Source organism: Arthrobacter caoxuetaonis (genome assembly GCF_023921125.1).
GTDB lineage: Bacteria > Actinomycetota > Actinomycetes > Actinomycetales > Micrococcaceae > Arthrobacter_B > Arthrobacter_B caoxuetaonis.
The window spans coordinates 1,939,916-1,959,321 of sequence record NZ_CP099466.1; the positions used below are offsets into that span (position 1 = coordinate 1,939,916).

Annotated in this window: 18 protein-coding genes; 3 read left to right on the plus strand and 15 right to left on the minus strand. The window is 64.9% G+C overall.

Annotated elements, in window-relative coordinates; translation table 11 throughout:
• Positions 1-13 precede the first annotated feature (13 nt).
• The 3 genes from ctaC to NF551_RS08880 form a co-directional block, all read right to left on the minus strand.
• A complete protein-coding gene (gene ctaC, locus NF551_RS08870) occupies positions 14-859 on the minus strand; it encodes an aa3-type cytochrome oxidase subunit II (protein ID WP_227895794.1) in 846 nt (281 codons plus the stop codon).
• Between the two features lie 184 nt (positions 860-1,043).
• Positions 1,044-1,436, minus strand: coding sequence for a HesB/IscA family protein (locus NF551_RS08875; protein WP_227895793.1), 393 nt, complete (start codon positions 1,434-1,436; stop codon positions 1,044-1,046).
• Between the two features lie 107 nt (positions 1,437-1,543).
• Positions 1,544-2,950: a dipeptidase gene (locus NF551_RS08880; RefSeq protein WP_227895792.1), complete on the minus strand. Its 1,407-nt coding sequence runs from the start codon at positions 2,948-2,950 to the stop codon at positions 1,544-1,546.
• A gap of 138 nt (positions 2,951-3,088) precedes the next feature.
• Here NF551_RS08880 and NF551_RS08885 point away from each other — a divergent pair, with 138 nt between their 5' ends.
• Positions 3,089-3,691 carry a DUF3043 domain-containing protein gene (locus tag NF551_RS08885; protein ID WP_227895791.1) on the plus strand — a complete coding sequence of 201 codons (603 nt, stop codon included), beginning with the start codon at positions 3,089-3,091 and terminating at the stop codon, positions 3,689-3,691.
• A gap of 76 nt (positions 3,692-3,767) precedes the next feature.
• On the opposite strand, the gene NF551_RS08890 is transcribed toward NF551_RS08885, so the two are convergent.
• On the minus strand, positions 3,768-4,841 hold the full coding sequence (locus tag NF551_RS08890; RefSeq protein ID WP_227895790.1) for a quinone-dependent dihydroorotate dehydrogenase: 1,074 nt from the start codon (positions 4,839-4,841) through the stop codon (positions 3,768-3,770).
• A 78-nt stretch (positions 4,842-4,919) separates the two neighbouring features.
• On the opposite strand from NF551_RS08890, the gene NF551_RS08895 reads away from it, so the two are divergent.
• Positions 4,920-5,972: an alpha/beta hydrolase gene (locus NF551_RS08895; protein ID WP_227895789.1), complete on the plus strand. Its 1,053-nt coding sequence runs from the start codon at positions 4,920-4,922 to the stop codon at positions 5,970-5,972.
• Here the strand turns inward: NF551_RS08895 and NF551_RS08900 are convergent.
• The 8 genes from NF551_RS08900 to NF551_RS08935 form a co-directional block, all read right to left on the minus strand.
• A complete protein-coding gene (locus NF551_RS08900; protein WP_227895788.1) occupies positions 5,969-6,769 on the minus strand; it encodes an isoprenyl transferase in 801 nt (266 codons plus the stop codon). The two genes, NF551_RS08895 and NF551_RS08900, sit on opposite strands and share 4 nt — an antisense overlap.
• A 2-nt stretch (positions 6,770-6,771) precedes the next feature.
• Complete coding sequence (gene recO, locus NF551_RS08905) at positions 6,772-7,524, minus strand: DNA repair protein RecO (protein WP_227895787.1); 753 nt, start codon at positions 7,522-7,524, stop codon at positions 6,772-6,774.
• An 83-nt stretch (positions 7,525-7,607) separates the two neighbouring features.
• Positions 7,608-9,359: a 2-isopropylmalate synthase gene (leuA, locus tag NF551_RS08910; RefSeq protein WP_227895786.1), complete on the minus strand. Its 1,752-nt coding sequence runs from the start codon at positions 9,357-9,359 to the stop codon at positions 7,608-7,610.
• A gap of 179 nt (positions 9,360-9,538) precedes the next feature.
• Positions 9,539-11,065: an LCP family protein gene (locus NF551_RS08915; RefSeq protein ID WP_227895785.1), complete on the minus strand. Its 1,527-nt coding sequence runs from the start codon at positions 11,063-11,065 to the stop codon at positions 9,539-9,541.
• 96 nt (positions 11,066-11,161) lie between these two features.
• Positions 11,162-12,091, minus strand: a complete 930-nt coding sequence (gene era / locus NF551_RS08920; protein WP_227895784.1) for a GTPase Era — start codon at positions 12,089-12,091, stop codon at positions 11,162-11,164.
• Complete coding sequence (locus NF551_RS08925; protein ID WP_423721696.1) at positions 12,084-13,394, minus strand: hemolysin family protein; 1,311 nt, start codon at positions 13,392-13,394, stop codon at positions 12,084-12,086. Before NF551_RS08925 ends, era begins: the two co-directional genes overlap by 8 nt.
• A gap of 20 nt (positions 13,395-13,414) precedes the next feature.
• Positions 13,415-13,888: an rRNA maturation RNase YbeY gene (gene ybeY, locus NF551_RS08930; RefSeq protein WP_227895782.1), complete on the minus strand. Its 474-nt coding sequence runs from the start codon at positions 13,886-13,888 to the stop codon at positions 13,415-13,417.
• Positions 13,888-14,922 carry a PhoH family protein gene (locus NF551_RS08935; RefSeq protein WP_252604960.1) on the minus strand — a complete coding sequence of 345 codons (1,035 nt, stop codon included), beginning with the start codon at positions 14,920-14,922 and terminating at the stop codon, positions 13,888-13,890. Before NF551_RS08935 ends, ybeY begins: the two co-directional genes overlap by 1 nt.
• 406 nt (positions 14,923-15,328) lie before the next feature.
• On the opposite strand from NF551_RS08935, the gene NF551_RS08940 reads away from it, so the two are divergent.
• Complete coding sequence (locus NF551_RS08940; protein ID WP_227895780.1) at positions 15,329-16,240, plus strand: GerMN domain-containing protein; 912 nt, start codon at positions 15,329-15,331, stop codon at positions 16,238-16,240.
• 35 nt (positions 16,241-16,275) lie between these two features.
• Here the strand turns inward: NF551_RS08940 and NF551_RS08945 are convergent, their stop codons facing one another.
• The 3 genes from NF551_RS08945 to hrcA form a co-directional block, all read right to left on the minus strand.
• The gene (locus NF551_RS08945) at positions 16,276-17,055 is read right to left on the minus strand and encodes a 16S rRNA (uracil(1498)-N(3))-methyltransferase (RefSeq protein WP_227895779.1); all 780 of its coding nucleotides are present in this window, start codon (positions 17,053-17,055) and stop codon (positions 16,276-16,278) included.
• A gap of 17 nt (positions 17,056-17,072) precedes the next feature.
• The gene (gene dnaJ / locus NF551_RS08950) at positions 17,073-18,209 is read right to left on the minus strand and encodes a molecular chaperone DnaJ (protein ID WP_227895778.1); all 1,137 of its coding nucleotides are present in this window, start codon (positions 18,207-18,209) and stop codon (positions 17,073-17,075) included.
• Positions 18,210-18,297: 88 nt separating this feature from the next.
• A complete protein-coding gene (gene hrcA, locus NF551_RS08955) occupies positions 18,298-19,311 on the minus strand; it encodes a heat-inducible transcriptional repressor HrcA (protein WP_227895777.1) in 1,014 nt (337 codons plus the stop codon).
• Positions 19,312-19,406: the final 95 nt, after the last annotated feature.

Sequence of the window (19,406 nt, forward strand, 5' to 3'; positions counted from 1 at the left end):
TCCTCCTACCTCCTTACTTCGTCGGATTCAGGTTGGTGTTGCGGTCGTATTCCGCGCCCAGCTGGCCATCGTTGAGCGTTGCAACGTAGGCCTCGTACTCGGCCTCGGAGACGACCTTCACGTTGAAGAGCATTTCGGAGTGGTACTCGCCGCAGAGTTCGGCACACTTACCTTCGAAGGTGCCTTCCTGCTGCGGGGTGAGGGTGATGTAGTTGGTGCGGCCGGGGATCATGTCCCGCTTCTGCAGGAACGCAGGCACCCAGAATGAGTGGATGACGTCGCGGGCGTTCAACTGCAGTTCAACAGACTTGTTGACCGGAAGGTACAGGGTCGGGAACTCGTCCTGGGACTTTTCCTCGCCGTCCAGGTTCACCTGGACACCGCTGTAGTACTTGTCTTCCTTGACATAGTTGAAGTCCCACGCCCACTGCTTGCCCCGGACATCGACAATGACATCGGGATCGTCTACGCGGGCGTCAAGGGCGCGGATATCGCGGTCGGTGAAGAAGAAGAGCACCAGAACCATGAACAGCGGAATAGCCGTGTAGAAGATTTCCAGCGGCAGGTTGTAGCTGAGCTGGCGCGGGTAGCCGGTCTCATTCTTGCGCCGGCGGTAGGCGATGATGCACCAGAGGATCAGACCCCAGGTGAGGATGCCCACTGCCAGCGCTGCGATCCATGAATTGACCCAGAGGTCCATGATGCGGCCGGTGTGATTGGTCGTGTCGCGTTCCGTGGGCAACCAGCCCTTTTGGACATCTGACGAACAACCCGATAAAAACAACGCGCCGGCCGACGTTACGGCTGAGATCTTTAAGATCCTGGCGCGTCGGCTGCTGGTTCGGTCCTGCGAACTCACAGACGGCCCTTCCTCTTGTTACGTGCAAGTGCGGCACAGCGGACAGAAAAATCCCCCAGCTGCGCACGATAGTTTTACTACTACGTGTAGAGCTTACCCTGCACGCGGTGCTGTCCAGTGACAGACCGCACCGCGTGCCGGTCAAAAAGCGCTCTGTTACGGCCCGGAAGCCGTGCCTTCAAACCTAGTGGAAGGAGTCTCCACAGGCACAGGATCCGCCGGCATTTGGATTGTCGATGGTGAAACCCTGCTTGGAAATCGTATCTTCGAAGTCGATGGATGCTCCCGAGAGATACGGAACGCTCATCTTGTCGACGATGACCTCGACGCCGTCGAAGTCGCGCACTGCGTCCCCGTCCAGCACGCGCTCGTCGAAGTAGAGCTGGTAGATCAGACCCGAGCAGCCTCCGGGCTGGACGGCGACACGGAGCCTGAGATCCGTGCGTCCCTCCTGCTCGAGGAGGGAGCGGACCTTGCCGGCAGCTACGTCGGACAGCGTCACGTCGTGGGTGGGCAGTTCTTCGGCGGCTTCGGTTCCGGCCAGGCCGGCGGCGTTCTCACTCGTGGAAGTGCTCATTGCTTCTCTCTTTCCATCCGGGCTACCCCTTCGGCCGCACTGCGGCTGCCTGAAGCGGTGCCAGTTCACTCAATGGTACGTCGGCGCACCCCTGCTTAGGTAACGGACTAGGGGGTTTCAGGCATTCCCAGACGGGCCAGGACAAGTGCTTCCGCGAGGATTGCCTTTTCGAAGTCACCGAGGTCCAGGGACTCGTTGGCGGAGTGCGCCCGTGAGTCAGGGTCTTCGACGCCTGTGACCAGGATCTGGGCGGACGGGAAGACTTCCACGAGGTCGGCGATGAACGGTATGGAACCGCCGACTCCCATTTCGACGGGAGGTGTCCCCCAAGCCCTTTCCAGGGCCCAGAGTGCAGTCTGTGCGGCCGGTGCGGAGGTGTCCGTCGCGAAGGCGTTGCCTCGCTCCCCCGGTGTGAAGACAACCTCCGCACCGAACGGGCGGTTGGCTTCCAGGTGGCGGGCAACCGCCTCCTCAGCGGCTGCGGGATCTTGTCCCGGTGCGAGCCGGAGGCTGAACTTGGCGCGGGCCACGGGCTGGATCGTGTTGGACGACATCGCAACGGACGGAACGTCAATGCCAATGATTGACAGGGCGGGCTTGGTCCAGAGCCGGGACGCAATGGACCCGGTGCCGGCCAGCTGCACGGAATCGAGCACAGAGGAGTCCTCGCGGAAGTCCTGCTCCGGGTAGTCCACCTGCGCCTCGTCGAACCCGACCAGGCCTTCGATGGCGAGATTGCCCTGGCTGTCGTGGAGGGTGCTGATCAGCCGGGCCAGCAGGGTTGGGGCATCCAGCACCGGGCCGCCGAACATGCCCGAGTGCACGGCGTGTCCCAGGACCCGCACCTCGAAGGTGCCGTCCACCAGGCCGCGCAGGCTCGTGGTCAGCGCCGGTGTCCCCACCTTCCAGTTTCCGGAATCTGCGACCACGATGACATCCGCCTTCAACAGCTCCCTGTGGGTCTCAAGGAAGGTACGGAATGTCGGCGAACCCGCTTCTTCCTCGCCTTCAATGAAGAACGTGATTCCGACGCCGGAACCTGCACCGAGCACCTCATCCAATGCGCGCAGTGCGCCGATGTGGACCATGATGCCCGCCTTGTCATCCGCCGCACCCCGGCCGTACAACCGGCCGTTGCGCTCGGTCGCCGTGAACGGCTCCGTCTCCCAAAGCTCCGGATCACCGGGCGGCTGTACGTCATGGTGGGCGTACAGCAGCACCGTCGGCATGCCCTCCTTGGCCGGCCTGCGGGCGACGACGGCGGGGCCGCCGGGCTTGCCGTTGTTGTCAACGCGCAGGATCTGCACCTCGTCCAGGCCTGTGCCGCGGAGCAACGCGGCCACTGCCTCTGCAGAGCGGTCCAGGTTGGCAACGTCGAAGGAATCCCAGGCGATGCCGGGAATGGCCACCAGGTCCTTGAGGTCTTGCAGTGTTCGGGGGAAACCCGCCGACACGCTGGCGCGCAGGGCGGCTTCTTCCGGCAGGCTGCCGGCAGTTTCGGAAGTCGTTGTCATAGCCCAAACCCTACAACTCTGTCCGCCCTGCCTGCAGGGCAGAGTTGTCAGGGGCCTGCTCCCCCGGCCCTTCAGCCGGCGCGCTTCACAACCCGCCGAACGCGAACAGCAGAGCCGGGCTTCGGGTATCCTTGATGAGTGTTCGGACGAAAGAAAGAAGCGCCCACCGCGCAGGAAACTGTGGACCACGCATCCTCGGCCCAAGCGGAAGAGGCGCGCAAGGCTGCCCAGGCAGGCAAAGGCGCACCGACGCCCCGGCGCAAGGACCAGGTAGCCGCGCGCCAGCGCCCCCTGGTTCCCAACGACCGCAAGGCTGCCCGCGAAGCCAACCGTGCCGCCATGCGCGAAGAGCGGCTGAAGACCCGCGCAGCACTCGATACCGGTGACGAGCGCTACCTCCCCCTGCGGGACAAGGGACCGAACCGCCGCTTTGTCCGCGACGTCGTCGACGCCCGCTGGAATGTCGGCGAGTTCGTCATGATCGCCGCCGCCGTGTTCGTGGTGGCAAGCTTCATCCAGAACCTCACCGTGCAGAGCTTCATCCTCATGGCCTTCTGGGCCCTGATCGTCCTGGTGATCATCGACAGCTTCCGGATCCGCATGGTTCTCCGCCGCAAGCTCACCGCCAAGTTCGGTGCCCCGAACCAGGGCGACGTCTGGTACGGCATTTCCCGCGCGCTCCAGCTGCGCCGGTTCCGTCTGCCCAAGCCCCAGGTACGCCGCGGTGACAAGGTTTCCTAGTTCCGGCTGACTTATGACTAAAAAGGGAGGGACCCGCGGGTCCCTCCCTTTTTAGTTGCCCGGCGGGGAAAGACTCCTACCGGCGGCGCTGGAGTTTCTGCAGCCGGCGGTTGATTCGAGCCGCCCAGAACGGGCCCTCATAGAGGAAGGCCGTGTATCCCTGGACCAGGTTCGCCCCGGCGTCGAGGCGCTGCTGGACGTCATCCCCCGTCTCGACCCCTCCGACAGAGATGATGACCGGTCCCTCGCCGAGGGCGGCACGCAGCCGGCGCAGCACTTCAAGGGAGCGCTCCTTCAGCGGCGCTCCGCTGAGTCCACCGACCCCGGCGGCAATCACGGTCTCCGGGTCAGTCACCAGGCCTGAACGCTGCACCGTGGTGTTGGTGGCCACCACACCGTCCAGCTTCAGGTCGAGTGCCAGGCGGGCGACGTCGTCGATGTCTTCATCGGTGAGGTCCGGCGCGATCTTGACGAGCAGGGGAACATGGCGGCCCGCAGTCTCGTCCGCTGTTTCGCCGACCGCCTGCAGCAGCGGCCGCAGCGAGTCGATGTCCTGCAGCTGCCGCAGTCCGGGCGTGTTGGGCGAACTGACGTTGACCACCAGGTAGTCGGCGCCGGCGGCAAGCAGCCGGGTGCTGGCCAGGTAATCTTCGACGGCGTCGGCGAGGTCGACCTTCTTCGTCTTGCCGATGTTCACGCCCACGATCGGCCGGTTCCGGCCCCAGCGGCGGTACAAGCCGTCGACGGCCTTCCGCACCCGCGGGGCCACTGCTGCGGCGCCGTCGTTGTTGAAGCCCATGCGGTTGATGACTGCACGGTCCTCGACCAGGCGGAAGAGCCGGGGCTTGGCGTTGCCCGGCTGGGCCTGGGCGGTGACGGTCCCAACCTCCACGTGGCCGAACCCGAGGTTGGTCAGGGCGACAACGGCGGACGCTTCCTTGTCGAAGCCGGCGGCCAGGCCAAACGGCGAGGGGAAGGTGAGTCCCAGCGCTTCGGTGGCCAGTTCCGGGGCCGGCCGCATCACGGCACGCATCAGCGGTGCCGCGGGTGTGCAGGCAACGGCACGGATGGCTTCGTAACCGATCTTGTGGGCTTTTTCGGGATCCATTCCGGAGAACACGATCCGGAAGAACGTGGGGTAGACGCGCATACTTTAATGCTTCCACTACGCGGGTCCGCTGCCAAATCCCGGCCCGGATAAGGCACGATGTTCGCGTATTGTCGATATATGGTGCAAAACTGGCAGCCGGACACGCTCGGCGACGGGTACCGTTACTTGACCTTGGACCTCGGTGCCGATGAGGAAGGTCCGCTTCAGGCCACCTTGGTCTCCTATACCCCCAAGCCGCCCCCGCCGCCGTCGTTCCTGGGCCGCGTCCGCGAAGCCGTTTCCCGCTTCCGCGTACCCGTGGAGCCGGAGGCAGTCCATGCCGTAATTTACATTCACGGCTGGGCGGACTATTTCTTCCAAACCGAGCTGGCCGCATTCTGGGCGGAGCGCGGTGTCGCGTTCTACGCACTGGACCTGCGCAAGTATGGACGGAGCCTGCGGCCGGGCCAGTCCGAAGGTTTCGTCACGGACCTTTCAGACTACGACGCCGACATCGAGGCAGCGCTGGAGGCCGTCGCGGTGGATGTACATGCGGCACGGGGCGAGGACACACCGGTCCGGATTTCCCTCATGGCGCACTCCACCGGCGGCCTGGTGGCCTCACTGTGGGCGAACCGGAACCCCGGCCGGATCGAGGCACTGATGCTGAACAGCCCCTGGCTGGAACTGCGCGGGAGCTCACTGGCACGCAACGCCGCTGCGGGACTGCTGGAGCCGCTCGCCCGGACACGGCCGAAGGCGCGCCTGAAAATTCCCGAACTGGACTACTACTGGCGAAGCCTTAGTGCCGATGCTGACGGTGAGTGGGACCTGCATCCCCAGTGGAAGCCGCCGGGCAGCTGGCCGATCCGCGCGGGCTGGGTTTCCGCCGTCCTCGCTGGGCACGCGCAGGTTGCCCGGGGCCTGGACGTCAACGTTCCGATCCTGCTCATGGCTTCGGCCCACTCCACCATCGGTACCACCTGGAACCCGTCCATGATGACTTCCGACAGCGTGCTCGACGTGAACCTCATGGTGCAGCGCGGCCTCCTGCTGGGACCAGCGGTAACGGTCCTCCGCTTCGACGGCGCCCTGCATGACGTGCTGCTGTCCGCAAAGCCGGTCCGGAGGCAGGTCTACGCCGGGCTGGACCGGTGGGCTGCGGCGTACCTGTTGACGCAGCGGGCCTAGCTGCCTGCAGCGGCCTGGTCCACCGCTCCCCCGTACCGGCGGTCGCGGCGAGCGTAGATCTCCACGGCTTCCCACAGGGTGCGCCGGTCCACATCTGGCCAGAGCGTGTCCATGAACACCATCTCCGCGTACGCGGACTGCCACAGCATGAAGTTGGAGAGACGCTGCTCTCCAGACGTGCGCAGGAAGAGGTCGACGTCGGGCAGATCCGGCTCGTCCAGGTAGCGCTGGATCGTCTTTTCCGAGATGCTGCCGGGCCGGAGTTTGCCGTCCTTCACATCCTGGGCTATCGCACTGACGGCGTCGGTGATTTCTGCCCGTCCGCCGTAGTTGACGCACATGTTCAGCGTGCAGGTGGAGTTGGCCTTTGTCTGCTCTTCGGCGGTCTCCAACTCCCGGATGACGCTCTGCCACAACCGCGGACGCCGGCCCGACCAGCGGATACGGACACCCCACTCGTCCAGCTGGTCTCGCTGGCGGCGCAGTACGTCCCGGCTGAAGTTCATCAGGAAGCGGACCTCCTCGGGGGACCGCTTCCAGTTTTCCGTCGAGAAGGCATAGACCGAAACATGCTTGATTCCGATTTCGACGGCGCCGGCCATCACGTCCAGCAGGGCCGCTTCACCAGCCCGGTGGCCTTCAGTGCGCGGCAGTCCGCGCTGGTTCGCCCAGCGTCCGTTGCCGTCCATGACGATTGCCACGTGGGCAGGGACGAGTTCCCGCGGAAGCGGCGGGGGAACCGCACCGGAGGGGTGCGGCCAGGGCGCAGCGGCCGGACTCTTGCGGGAAGACCTCAAAGCTATACACGCTCCACATGTTGAAGGGATTTCACAACGCGTTCCAGGTGCCACTGAAGGTAGCTCGCTACCAGCCCGGCCGATTCGCGCCTTGGTTGTGGTCCTGCCGCATCCGCCGACTCCCAGTCTCCGGTGAGCAGCGCAGACAACAGCGACATGGTTTCGGCCGACGGGGAAGCCGAGCCGGGCGGCCGGCAGGCCGGGCAGACCGCTCCGCCCAGCGGGGCCGAGAACGCCGTATGCGGTCCCGCTGCGCCGCAGCGGGAACAAGCCGTGAAACTTGGCGCCCAGCCGGCAGTGGACAGTGCCCGCAGCAGGTAGGAGTCCAAAATGAGTTCTGGAGCGTGCGCTCCCCTGCCCAGTGCTGCCATCGCACCGATCACCAGGTGGTAGTGGGCGTTGGCTGATTCGCCGTCGACGTCCGTCAGCCGCTCCGCTGTCTCGGCGATGGCGGCCGCTGCCGTGTAACGCGCGTAGTCTGCTGCGATTCCGGCACCGTAGGCACCTTTGGTCTGGGCCTGGGTAACGATGTCCAGGCTACGCCCGTGGGAGAGCTGCAGGTCCACCACCATAAAGGGCTCAAGCCGCGCACCGAATTTGCTCGAGGTACGCCGGACCCCTTTCGCGACGGCCCGGACCTGCCCGTGGTTGCGGGTCAGCAGGATTACGATCCGGTCCGCTTCACCCAGTTTGTGGGTGCGCAGGACAACGGCTTCGTCCCGGTAGGTCCGCGAAGCGAACGATTTGGTGGCCACTTCCCTATTTTCCCACGCACAGGCGCGCCCGGGTGCAGTTGCGGCCGGGCGCGCCCTTTCCGTGCGGTGCGAGAAGAATAAGGCTAGGCGCCGGCGCTGTCGCGGATCGCCCGGTTGACCGCAGAGATCACTGCCTTCAGGGCAGAAAGGGTGGTGTTGGAGTCGATGCCAACACCCCACAGCACGCGCTCACCGACGGCAAGTTCAACATAGGCCGCAGCCATGGCGTTGCCGCTGGCAGACAGGGCGTGCTCGCTGTAGTCGAGCAGGCGCACGTCCACGCCGTCCTGGCTGAGGATCTGCAGGAGCGCATCGATCGGACCGGTGCCCGAGGCAACCCGGCGCTGCGGGATGCCGCCGCCTGCGCGAAGGCTGGCGGTGAGCAGGAACGACCCGTTCTCAGCGGTGTCTGCAGTGACGGAGGTGAGTGCGTAGTGCCCCCAGGCCTCGCCGTCGGATTCGGGCGTGATCGGCAGGTACTCATCCTGGAACACACGCCAGAGCTCGGCTCCGGTGACTTCGCCGCCCACGGTGTCGGTGCGGCGCTGGATGACACCGGAGAACTCGATCTGAGCCCGGCGCGGCAGGTCCAGGTTGTGCTCGCTCTTGAGCAGGTAGGCAACGCCGCCCTTGCCGGACTGGGAGTTTACGCGGATCACGGCCTCGTAGCTGCGGCCAATGTCCTTGGGGTCGATGGGCAGGTAGGGGACGCCCCACTGCAGCTCGTCAACAGACTTGCCGGCCGCAGCGGCATCCTTCTCCATGGACTCAAAGCCCTTCTTGATGGCGTCCTGGTGGGAGCCGGAGAAGGCAGTGAAGACCAGGTCTCCGCCGTAGGGCGAGCGTTCCGGCACGGGCAGCTGGTTGCAGTATTCGACCGTACGGCGGATCTCGTCCATGTTGGAGAAATCGATCTGGGGGTCGATTCCCTGGCTGAACATGTTCATGCCCAAGGTGATCAGGTCAACGTTGCCGGTGCGTTCGCCGTTCCCGAAGAGGCAGCCCTCAATCCGGTCGGCGCCTGCCAGATAGCCCAGTTCTGCCGCGGCTACTCCGGTGCCCCGGTCATTGTGCGGATGCAGGGAAAGGATGATGGAGTCGCGGTTGGCGAGGTTGCGGTGCATCCACTCGATGGAATCTGCGTAGACGTTCGGAGTCGCCATCTCCACCGTTGCGGGGAGATTGAGGATCATCTGCCGGTCAGGGGACGCTTCCAGCACCTCGGCGACGGCGTTGGAGATCCGCAGCGCGAAGTCCAGTTCGGTGCCGGTGTAGGACTCAGGCGAGTACTCGTACGTGACGTCGATGCCGCGCAGCTGCTCTTCGTACTTCTTGCAGAGCCGTGCACCGGTGAGCGCGATGTCCACGATGCCGTCCTGGTCGGTGTTGAAGACCACTTTGCGCTGCAGGACGGAGGTCGAGTTGTAGAGGTGGACAATCGCCCGGTCGGCGCCTTCGAGCGCATCGTAGGTCCGCTCGATGAGGTGTTCGCGGGACTGGGTGAGGACCTGAATGGTGACATCGTCCGGGATCCGGTCGCCTTCGATCAGCTGGCGGACGAAATCAAAGTCGAGCTGGGACGCGGACGGGAAACCGACCTCGATTTCCTTGTAGCCCATGTTCACCAGCAGGTCGAACATCTTGTGCTTGCGCTCGGGAGTCATGGGGTCGATCAGCGCCTGGTTGCCGTCGCGGAGATCCACCGCGCACCAGCGCGGAGCCTTGGTGATGGCCTTGTCCGGCCAGGTGCGGTCCGGAAGGTCCACGACAATCTGGTCCTGGAAAGGAACGTACTTGTGGATCGGCATGCCGGAGGGCTGCTGTGCGTTTCGCATAATGTCTGGGGTGGCCTTTTCTTTGGAGAGCTTCAGAAATGGTGGCCGGGCAACACAAACTCCGCAGCGAGGGTTCGGCCTAAACAGTTGTTTGTGTGGCCTCGCCGCGGCAGCTAAGAAGGAGGATCTCTGCGCGCACGTGCCCAGACTAACACGGTGGTGCCGGGGCTACTGAAAGCTCAGTAACCGAAGGCGCTCTGGCACGTAACCTGCGCCGCCGTCTGTCCCGTGAGTCCGCCAAGGTCGCCGGTCTCATCCATGGCGGTGCCGGTCGTGAAGTCCGCACCAACCTGAACGACGACGCCGCTCACCACGGCACTGAGTGCCACCTGGGAAGCTGGGATGTTCAGCTCTGCGGCAACCTGGTTGGCCATTTCCTCGTAGCCGTAGGCGTAGAAGATCTGGGTTCCGGGAGTCGTGCCCTGGGAGAGCCCGCCGGCCACAGCCTGGGTGAATCCCTCGCTCAGGAGGTACCGCGCCAGCTCAGCGTCACGGCCGGTGGGCTCGCCGCTGATTCCGTCCAGGAAGGTCACCGGAATAGTTGCCGGGTCAATGGTTTCGGGTGCCTGCGCGGGCGTGGCCGAAGGGGTGCCTGGCGTGGCGGTTTCTGAAGCCGGAGCCTCAGCCTCTTCCCCGCCGGTGACCGACTGGTCCGAGACGAGCCTGTCGAAGAGCGGCTTTGCCGCCGCCTCGTCGAGTACCAGGCGGTTGGGGTCCAGCGCGTAGGGTGCCACGGGCACGGTCACGAAGGCTACATTGCCGAGGTCGACGTCCTTGAGGCGGCCGGCCAGGGCAATCAGGGTTGAAACATCGGTCAGTCCCTCGTCGACCGTCAGGTTTTTCGTCACCGTCTCCGCGATTGAGTAGAGCCGGGGAAGGTTGTTCAGCGTACCTTCGCCCTGCACCTTCCGGACCATGGAGGCCATGAAGCTCTGCTGTGCCTTGATACGGCCCTCGTCGCCGCCGTCGCCGAATCCGTGGCGGGTGCGGAGGAAGGCGAGGGCCTGGTCGCCCTGGACGCTGGACACACCCGCCGGGATGTTCAGGCCGGACAGCGGATCGTCCACCGGCTGGTTGACGCACACCTCCACCCCGCCGAGCGTGTTGGAGAGTTCCTTCACGGCATTGAAATCGGCCATCATGAAGTGGTCGACGTTCAGGCCGGTGAGTTCGTTGATCGCAGCGACGGTGCAGCCGGGTCCGCCGTTTCCAAGGGCGCCGTTGAGCTGCCCCAGGGCCATTTCCTGGTACTGCATCCCGGACTCCGGATCCGTACAGGCGGGCAGCGGCACCAGCAGGTCGCGGGGAAAGCTGACCACCGTGACGTGGGAGCGGTCCGCAGCCATGTTCACCAGCATCATGACGTCCGAGTTGTTGGAGTCCTGGCCCTCGCGGTTGTCCGTTCCGAGGACGAGGATCTGCATGGCGTCAGTGTTTGTGTCCGCCGGGAACTGATCCTGGCCCTGTCCGATGTTCAGCGGCTTGGTATCGAAGTTGCTCTGCAGCCGCATCAGCTGGATACCTGCGAACGCGAGCCCGGAGACCAGGGTGAGGGAAAGCAGCACCGCGAGGGTGGCCAGGACAGGGTGGCCTCCCCTGGCGGCGCGGCTGCCGAGGTGCCGGCTGCCGGGCACGGCCTGCCGCCGACGGCGGTTCCCTGAGGGCGCGGAGGGATGAGGACCTGTTGCGGCACGGCGTGCTGTCATGGCCGGTCCCTCCCACGGATCAGTAGTATTCGGGCAAGCGAAAATGGATGAACAAAGTGTACGGGGCGCTCCTGTGAAGAAGCTGGCTTGGTGCTTCTAGAAGCCCAGCTTCACCAGCTGCTTGGGATCACGCTGCCAGTCCTTGGCGATCTTGACGTGCAGGTCCAGGTAGACCCTGGTTCCCAGCAGTGCTTCGATGCCGCGGCGGGCGTTCGTTCCGACCTCGCGCAGGCGTGCTCCGCCCCGCCCAATGATAATCGCTTTCTGCGAAGACCGTTCAACGTAGAGGTTCACGCGCACGTCAAGAAGGGGGTTTTCCGCGCTGCGCCCCTCACGCGGCACGATTTCCTCCACGACGACGGCCAGGGAGTGCGGAAGTTCATCGCGGACCCCTTCAAGGGCGGCTTCGCGGACCAGTTCGGCCACCATGACGGCTTCGGGTTCGTCGGTGAGTTCACCGTCGGGGTACAACGGAGGCGAGGCGGGCATGTGGGAGGCCAGGACGTCGGCCACCGTGTCCACCTGGAAACCGTCAGCTGCGGAAACCGGCACCACATCGGCCCAGCCGGCCTCGCCGCGGACCTCGTTGCCCAGGGCTGTGACGGACATGAGCTGTTTGGCCAGGGCGGCACGGTCCACCAGGTCGGTCTTGGTGACCAGCGCGATGATGGGCTTGCCCTTGAGCGCGGCCAGCTGGTTCGCGATGTAGCGGTCACCGGGGCCCACTGCTTCGTTGGCAGGGAGGCAGAAGCCGATCGCATCGACTTCAGCGAGCGTGTCAGCCACGAGGTCGTTGAGGCGCTGGCCCAGCAGCGTGCGCGGCCGGTGGAGCCCCGGGGTGTCCACCAGGATCAACTGTGAATCCTCGCGGTGCACGATTCCCCGGATGGTGTGGCGGGTCGTCTGCGGCTTGGCTGAGGTGATCGCCACCTTTTGCCCCACCAGCGCGTTGGTCAGGGTGGATTTGCCGGCGTTGGGCCGTCCTACCAGGGAGACGAATCCGGCGCGGAAAGTTGGCTCAGTCATTTCGGGGTACCAGTTCTGTTGATTTCGTTCCGGCCGGATGCTTCTCCGGCGTTGAGTTCTCGGGCTGCTGCCCGTTCGGCTGCTTCCAGGCGAGGATGTGGGAGACCCGGTTGCGGCGGCCTTCCAGCCGCTCGGCGTGGAGGACGATTCCTTCGACGACTACTTCGCTGCCGACGATCGGCACGCGGCCGAGCGCCTTCGCGAGGAGACCGCCTACTGTGTCGACCTCGTCATCTTCCAGGTCCGTTTCGAAGAGCTCGCCAAGGTCGTCGATGCCTGCCTTGGAGCTGATCCGGAACCTGCCCCCGCCCAGGTTTTCGATCTCGGGGCGTTCGGAGTCGTATTCGTCCACGATTTCGCCGACGATCTCTTCAATGAGGTCCTCAAGCGTCACCAGGCCCGCGGTTCCGCCGTACTCATCGATGACGATCGCCACATGGGTGGATTCGCGCTGGAGCTCCTGGAGCAGTTCACCCACTGCCTTGGATTCGGGCACGTACCGCACGGGGCGGCAGAGTCCGTCGACCGGCTGGGAGGACGCCTCGGGTGCACGTCCGTGCAGCTGCGCCGCCACATCCTTGAGGTAAAGGATTCCGACGATCTGGTCTGCACTGTCCTCGATGACCGGCACCCGGGAGTAGCCGGAGCGGAGGAACAGTGACATCGCCTGCCGGAGGGTGGAACCGGAGTCGATGCAGACCATGTCCGTGCGCGGCACCATCACGGACCGGACCTTGGTGTCGCCGAGTTCGAAGACGGAGTGGATCAGCTCCGCCTCATTGTTCTCGATCATGTCGGCCTCGGAGGCCCGGTCCAGCAGTTCCCGGAACTCCTCTTCCGTGAAGAAGGCTGCATCCGGACCCTGGGTTCCCGGAGCCACTGCGGACCCGATCTTCACCAGCCAGCCCGGGATGGGGCCGAGGATGATGCGCAGCAGGCTCACCAGGCCGGCAGTCAGCACAACGACGCCGGTAACGTGCCTGCGCCCGATCTGGCGCGGAGAAACACCCACCAGCACGAACCCGACACCGGCCATGGTCACGGTTGCCAGGAGCCCTGCGAGCCACAGGTTGTTCACCATCAGCTGGAAAGCCATGGCAACGGACACGGCGGTCGCCATTTCGAACCACACGCGCCAGAACCGCAGGGCGTGCATGTGGGCGACCGGCGCCTTGAGGATCCGCTGCAGTGGTTTCCCGGCCCTGCCGGTCAGCAGTGCCTCGGCCTCGTGGCGGGGAAGGTAGCCGTAGGCAGCTTCGGCGGCGGTGAGGAGTCCGGCCAGGACCGTAAAGGCTATGGCCATCACCAGCAGCACGCCTACGCTCAACTGCGTGTCTCCTTCGGGGCGTCCTTGCCCAGATAGCCGGAAAGGAGCTGCCGCTGGAGACCGAACATTTCGGCTTCCTCTTCAGGTTCGGCGTGGTCGTACCCCAGCAGGTGCAGGACACCGTGCGTGGTCAGCAGGGCAAGCTCATCGTCAGTGCTGTGGCCGGCCGTCTCCGCCTGGCGGGCGGCAACCTGCGGGCAGAGGACTATGTCGCCCAGGACACCTGCGGGAGTCGGCCGTCCGGGGGAACCGGGGCGGAGTTCATCCATGGGAAAGGAGAGGACATCGGTCGGACCGGGCAGGTCCATCCATTCGATGTGCAGCTTCTCGATGGCGTCTTCGTCCACCAGGATGATCGACAGCTCAGCCTCGGGATGCACGTACAGGGCGTCCAGCAGGTAGCGGCCCAGCCGCGCGAGTGCTTCCTCGTCGGCTTCCAGGGCGGACTCGTTGTTTACTTCAATGCTCATTACTTCTTCTCCTGGCCCGCACTGCGGGAGGCTGTGCGGGAACGGCGTTCCTCGTCCCATTCGCCGTAGGCCGTGACGATGTCGCTGACAAGGCGGTGCCGGACCACGTCCGTGGCTGTGAGCTCCGAGAACTGTACGTCCTCGATCCCGTCCAGGATTCCATGGACGATCCGCAGCCCCGAAACGGTGCTGCCGGGAAGATCCACCTGGGTGACGTCGCCGGTAACCACCATTTTGGAACCGAAGCCCAGGCGGGTCAGGAACATCTTCATTTGTTCCGGCGTCGTGTTCTGCGCCTCGTCCAGGATGATGAACGCGTCGTTGAGGGTACGGCCGCGCATGTAGGCCAGCGGTGCCACTTCAATGGTGCCGGCGGCCATCAGGCGGGGAATGGATTCAGGATCCATCATGTCGTGCAGGGCGTCATAGAGGGGCCGCAGATAGGGGTCGATCTTGTCGTTCAGCGTTCCCGGGAGGAAGCCAAGCCGCTCCCCCGCTTCGACAGCAGGACGCGTGAGGATGATCCGGTTGACTTCCTTTTGCTGCAGCGCCTGTACGGCCTTCGCCATGGCAAGGTAGGTCTTGCCCGTACCTGCCGGACCGATCCCGAAGACCACGGTGTTGCGGTCGATCGCGTCAACGTAGTTCTTCTGGTTCAGCGTCTTGGGCCGGATGGTGCGTCCGCGGGTGGAAAGGATGTTCTGCGTCAGCACCTCGGCCGGACGTTCGGCGGTCTGGTCCCTGAGCATGGTGATGAGCTGTTCCAGCACCTGCGGCGTGACACGGGTCTGGTGGCGCGCCAGGACCCGGACCTCATTCACCAGGCGGACGGTCCGGTCAACGGCAGGCGCCGGGCCTGAGACAGAGAGTTCGTTGCCCCGGACGTGGAGGTTGACCTCGGGGAAGGCGGACTCGATGACTCTCAAAGCCTCGTCATTCGCGCCCAGAGACTGGACCATATGCTCCGTGGAGTCAAAGACAATCGTCTGCTGGTCCTCGCGGATGGTGCCGATTCCTGCTGAAGATTCGGTCATATATACGGCCCCTCGGCCTCTCATCGCCCCTTATCAGGTCATCTTGGTCTAAAGCTGAAAACGGAATGCTTCCCCCGGCAGGCTCCCGGAGTAATTCCGCGCGCACACCTCATTTAATCTTACTTGATCTGCGCCACGCCGTGCCGCCATGGCAGCAGGAGTGTAGCCGCAACGGGCACGGGAAGGGTCCGTGACGTGGATTACGCGGTTTGTCTCGGCTTTGCATCGGCTCGGTCTCAATCAGGTTTCAGTCCCATCCCAGAACAGTTAACTCACCGTTTTCGGGCCGCGGGCTGTGCCAAGCTGGGGGTCGTGCTGCGACCGGATCCCCGCTCCGGACGCTCCCCCACATGCACCGCCCGGTCCCCGGACTGCGGGCACTGAGCAACGGAAGGCAGGGACGGCTATGGCAAAACAACGGCAGACCCGCGTCCGTGTCCTCCTCCTCGCAGCGGCAGTTCCGTTCATCCTCCCCGGCTGCGGTGTCGTCGCAGAGCTGCCGACCACATCGATGCCCGATTCGTTCAGCAAATCCTCGGCGTCCGAGGGGCTGCCCATGGCGGTTTCGGCTCCCGCGGAGGCAACGGCGTCGAAAGTTGTCATGCCGGTCTACTGGCTGGCCCAGAACGAGTCCGACATCCAGCTGTACCGGGAATTCCTGCCGTCCGAGAACACGGGCGACCCGATTGGCGAAGCAGTACAGGCCATGACGGCGCAGGTCCCCCGTGACAGCGACTACTTCACACCCTGGCAGCCGGCGTCTGAAGTGACCGCCTCGATTTCGAGCAAGAACATCATCACCGTGGACATCACTTCCGACGCCTTCAAGGCCTCACTTGACGCAGGCATGGCCCACCGGGCCGTTCAGCAGCTGGTGTACACCGCCACCGCTGCTGCGGCCAACGCCGGGCTCACGACGGCGGGGTACAGCACCAGCGTGATTGTCCTGGTGGACGGCAAGGCAGGCTACCAGGCCTTCGGCCACGAGCTGCTGGAAAAACCGCTCGAGCGGGACAAGTTGCTGCCCGCGCCGATCTGGATCATCGATCCCCAGGAAGGCGACGGCGTCGAAACCTCCGTCACCGTCACCGGTTCCGCCGTGGTCCGGGAGGAGAAGCTTTCCTGGAGCGTCGAGCCGATCGTGAAGGGACGTCCGGATACGTCAGCCGCCACCACGGGCAGAGTCGCACTCGACGCCGCTACCGGCGAAACGGCACTGTTCGAAGTCAGCATCAAACTGGAACCGGGCGAATACAACCTGCGGGTCTTCCACGGCGATGGTGCCAACGAGGATTCGAAGCGCATTACTGTCTACTGACCCGCGCGCTCCGGCCTGCCCGGCATCTGGAGCAGTTAGGACCAGCGGCCCAGCAAATAGTTCAGCAGCACCAGTGCTGCCGGGCCGGCGCTTGAAGAGCGGAGCACGTGCGGCCCAAGGCGCACGGTGAGGGCACCGGCAGCGCGCAGGGACTCGAGTTCCGCGGGAGAGATCCCGCCCTCGGGGCCCACCACCACGGCAATGGAAACCCGGTCCCCCGGTGCACGATCCTGCCCCTGCAGCTCCAGCGACTCCACCGCGTTGACCAGTCCAGTGTCCGCCTCTTCGTGCAGGACGAGCACCAGGTCCATCCCTGCCAGCCGCTGCGGCAGCATTTTGGTATCAGCGACGTCCAGGACGACGGGCAGCCGGGAACGGCGGGACTGCTTGGCTGCTGACGTTACGACCGATTGCCACTTCGCCCGTCCCTTCGCTGCCTTCTCGGCCCGCCACCGCACAATGCTGCGTTCTGACTGCCACGGAATGACGGCGTCGACCCCGAGCTCGGTAGCTGCCTCGATGGCCTGCTCATCCCGGTCCCCTTTGGCCAGGGCCTGGACCAGGATGAACTCGTGAACCGGGGCCGGCTCGGACTGGACTTCGCTGACCTCGATCTCCAGCAGGGCAGGCTCAGCGCAGCGGACAGTTCCGCGCAGCCGGATCCCGGCGCCGTCGACAATGTCAACGTCCTCGCCCGGAGCCAGCCGCTTGACCGACACGGCATGCCGCGCCTCCGGGCCGGTCAGCGTGAAGACGCCTCCCGGTGCCGCCGCTGCCACCTGTTCGGGGTCGCCAAAAAAGATCGGGTTGGTCATGAAGTACCCGTCTGCGGCTAGTGGTTGCCGAGGCGGTCGCGGAGCTTGGCGAAGACACCCGGGCTGCTGGTGCCCCCGACGCGGCCTTCGGCGAACTGTTCGCCGCGCAGTTCGGCGAGCCGGCGGAGGAGTTCTTCCTGCTCGGCGTCGAGCTTCTGCGGCGTCTCGACCTGGACGTGGACCATCAGGTCCCCTCGGCCGTAGCCGCGCAGGTGGGTGACGCCCAGGCCCTTGAGGGTGGTCACTTCGCCGGACTGGGTGCCCGGCTTGATGCTGATTTCCCGGGCGCCGTCGAACGTTTCCATGGTGATGACCGTTCCCAGCGCTGCCGCGGTCATGGGGACGGTCAGCGTTGCATGCAGGTCGTCGCCTTCCCGGACGAACACCGGATCCGCGTTGACGCGGATTTCCACGTAGAGATCACCCTGGGGCCCGCCGGCCGTGCCGGCCTCACCCTGGCCGCTGAGCTGGATGCGGGTGCCTGTGGCCACGCCGGCGGGGACCTTGATCGTCAGCGTGCGGCGGCTGCGGACCCGGCCTTCCCCGGCGCACTCGTGGCAAGGGTCGGGAATGATGGTGCCGAACCCCTGGCAGGAACCGCAGGGAGCAGTGGTCATGACCTGGCCGAGGATGGACCGGACCGCACGCTGGACCTGACCCGTGCCGTGGCAGATATCGCAGGTGCGCGGGGAGGTGCCGGGCTGGCAGCACGAACCGTCGCAGGTTGGGCAGAGGACAGCGGTTTCGACGTCGATCTTCTTGTTGGTGCCGAAAACGGCGTCCTTCAGGTCGATGCGGACGTTGATGAGCGCGTCCTGGCCTCGGCGGGTACGCGAAGCCGGTCCCCGCCCGCCGCCGGCGCCGCCGCCGAAGAACGTGTCGAAGATGTCCTGGAAGCCGAAGCCCTGGCCGCTGAAGCCGCCGCCGAAACCGTTGTCGGTGCCGTTCTCCTGGCCGGTGGTGTCATAGATCCGCCGCTTCTGCGGGTCGGAGAGGACTTCGTAGGCGTGGGACACTGCCTTGAACTCGTCAGCGGCTCCGGGAGCGGTGTTGACATCAGGATGCAGCTTGCGGGCAAGCTTGCGGTACGCCTTTTTGATTTCCTCGCCGGTGGCATCCCGGCTGACGCCGAGTACCTGGTAGTGATCACTCACTCGTGCACATCGCTTCCTGTATTGCGTACCCCGTTATAGGGGCGGGTTTTGTCTTTTCGACGGCACCCCGAGGGGCTGCCGCTCCGGGTCACTCGTTCAGGACCCGGGAAAGGTAGCGGGCGACGGCGCGGACCGCAGCCATGGTATTGGGATAGTCCATTCGTGTGGGACCAAGGATTCCTACCATAGCGGACGCGTCCGGGCCGTACCCAGTGGCTACCACGGAGGCCTCGGAGAGAGAGCCGTAGGGGTTCTCCGAACCGATGCGGACGGAGACGCCCCTGGCGTCCTGCTCCATCTCTGAAAGCAGGCGGAGCATGACCACCTGTTCCTCAAGTGCTTCAAGGATCGGTCCGATGGTCAACGGGAAATCTCCGGTGGCACGGGCCAGGTTCGCCGTTCCTGCCATGACCATCCGGTCCTCGCGGTTGATGCCCGCAAGCTGTTCCAGGCAGCGGCCGAGCGCCCCCGCGGTGCCGCGCAGCTGCACCGGCACCGTTGCCAGGCAGTCGGCGAGGTGGCTGGTGATACGCGTCAGGGTGGTTCCGGCCAGTCCCTGCAGGAAGTGCTGGCGGAGTTCGTGCAGGGCAGGCTCGGTGACCGGGGAGGGAACGGTGATGACCCGCTGCTCAACCCGGCCCGTGGTGGAAATCAGGACTACCAGCACCTGTGCCGGTGCCAGCAGGACGAACTCGATATGCCGCACCTTGGCGTTGCCCAGATGCGGGTACTGGACGACGGCGACCTGGTTGGTCAGCTGGGCCAGCAGGCGCACTGTCCGGTCCAGGACGTCATCAATGTCCTCGGCGCCCTCAAGCAGGTTCTGGATGGCACGGCGTTCGGCGCTCGACAGCGGCTTCAGGTCCGATAGCTGGTCAACGAAGAGCCGGTACCCCTTGTCAGTCGGGATGCGTCCGGCAGAAGTATGCGGCGCAACAATCAGGCCCTCTTCTTCGAGGACCGCCATGTCGTTGCGGATGGTGGCGGAGGAGACGCCGAGCTGGTGCCGCTCTACCAGGGCCTTGGAACCCACAGGTTCCCGGGAATGGACATAATCTTCAACAATGGCCCGGAGCACCTCGAGCCGTCGTGGTTCACTCATGGTTTTCCCTCCCTCGTTGAAGCTCCTGCGGCACTTTCGCGCGGATTAGCACTCGGCATACTCAAGTGCTAAGTCTAATACGTTCCGATGCCGTT

Excerpts from the sequence above, each read along its gene's own strand:
- ybeY (WP_227895782.1), bottom strand. The coding sequence starts at position 13,888 with ATGAGCATTGAAGTAAACAACGAGTCCGCCCTGGAAGCCGACGAGGAA.
- NF551_RS08915 (WP_227895785.1), bottom strand. The coding sequence starts at position 11,065 with ATGACAGCACGCCGTGCCGCAACAGGTCCTCATCCCTCCGCGCCCTCA.
- NF551_RS08895 (WP_227895789.1), top strand. The coding sequence starts at position 4,920 with ATGGTGCAAAACTGGCAGCCGGACACGCTCGGCGACGGGTACCGTTAC.
- leuA (WP_227895786.1), bottom strand. The coding sequence starts at position 9,359 with ATGCGAAACGCACAGCAGCCCTCCGGCATGCCGATCCACAAGTACGTT.
- era (WP_227895784.1), bottom strand. The coding sequence starts at position 12,091 with ATGACTGAGCCAACTTTCCGCGCCGGATTCGTCTCCCTGGTAGGACGG.
- NF551_RS08925 (WP_423721696.1), bottom strand. The coding sequence starts at position 13,394 with ATGGCCATAGCCTTTACGGTCCTGGCCGGACTCCTCACCGCCGCCGAA.
- NF551_RS08880 (WP_227895792.1), bottom strand. The coding sequence starts at position 2,950 with ATGACAACGACTTCCGAAACTGCCGGCAGCCTGCCGGAAGAAGCCGCC.
- NF551_RS08945 (WP_227895779.1), bottom strand. The coding sequence starts at position 17,055 with ATGACCAACCCGATCTTTTTTGGCGACCCCGAACAGGTGGCAGCGGCG.
- hrcA (WP_227895777.1), bottom strand. The coding sequence starts at position 19,311 with ATGAGTGAACCACGACGGCTCGAGGTGCTCCGGGCCATTGTTGAAGAT.
- NF551_RS08935 (WP_252604960.1), bottom strand. The coding sequence starts at position 14,922 with ATGACCGAATCTTCAGCAGGAATCGGCACCATCCGCGAGGACCAGCAG.
- NF551_RS08890 (WP_227895790.1), bottom strand. The coding sequence starts at position 4,841 with ATGCGCGTCTACCCCACGTTCTTCCGGATCGTGTTCTCCGGAATGGAT.
- NF551_RS08875 (WP_227895793.1), bottom strand. The coding sequence starts at position 1,436 with ATGAGCACTTCCACGAGTGAGAACGCCGCCGGCCTGGCCGGAACCGAA.
- NF551_RS08940 (WP_227895780.1), top strand. The coding sequence starts at position 15,329 with ATGGCAAAACAACGGCAGACCCGCGTCCGTGTCCTCCTCCTCGCAGCG.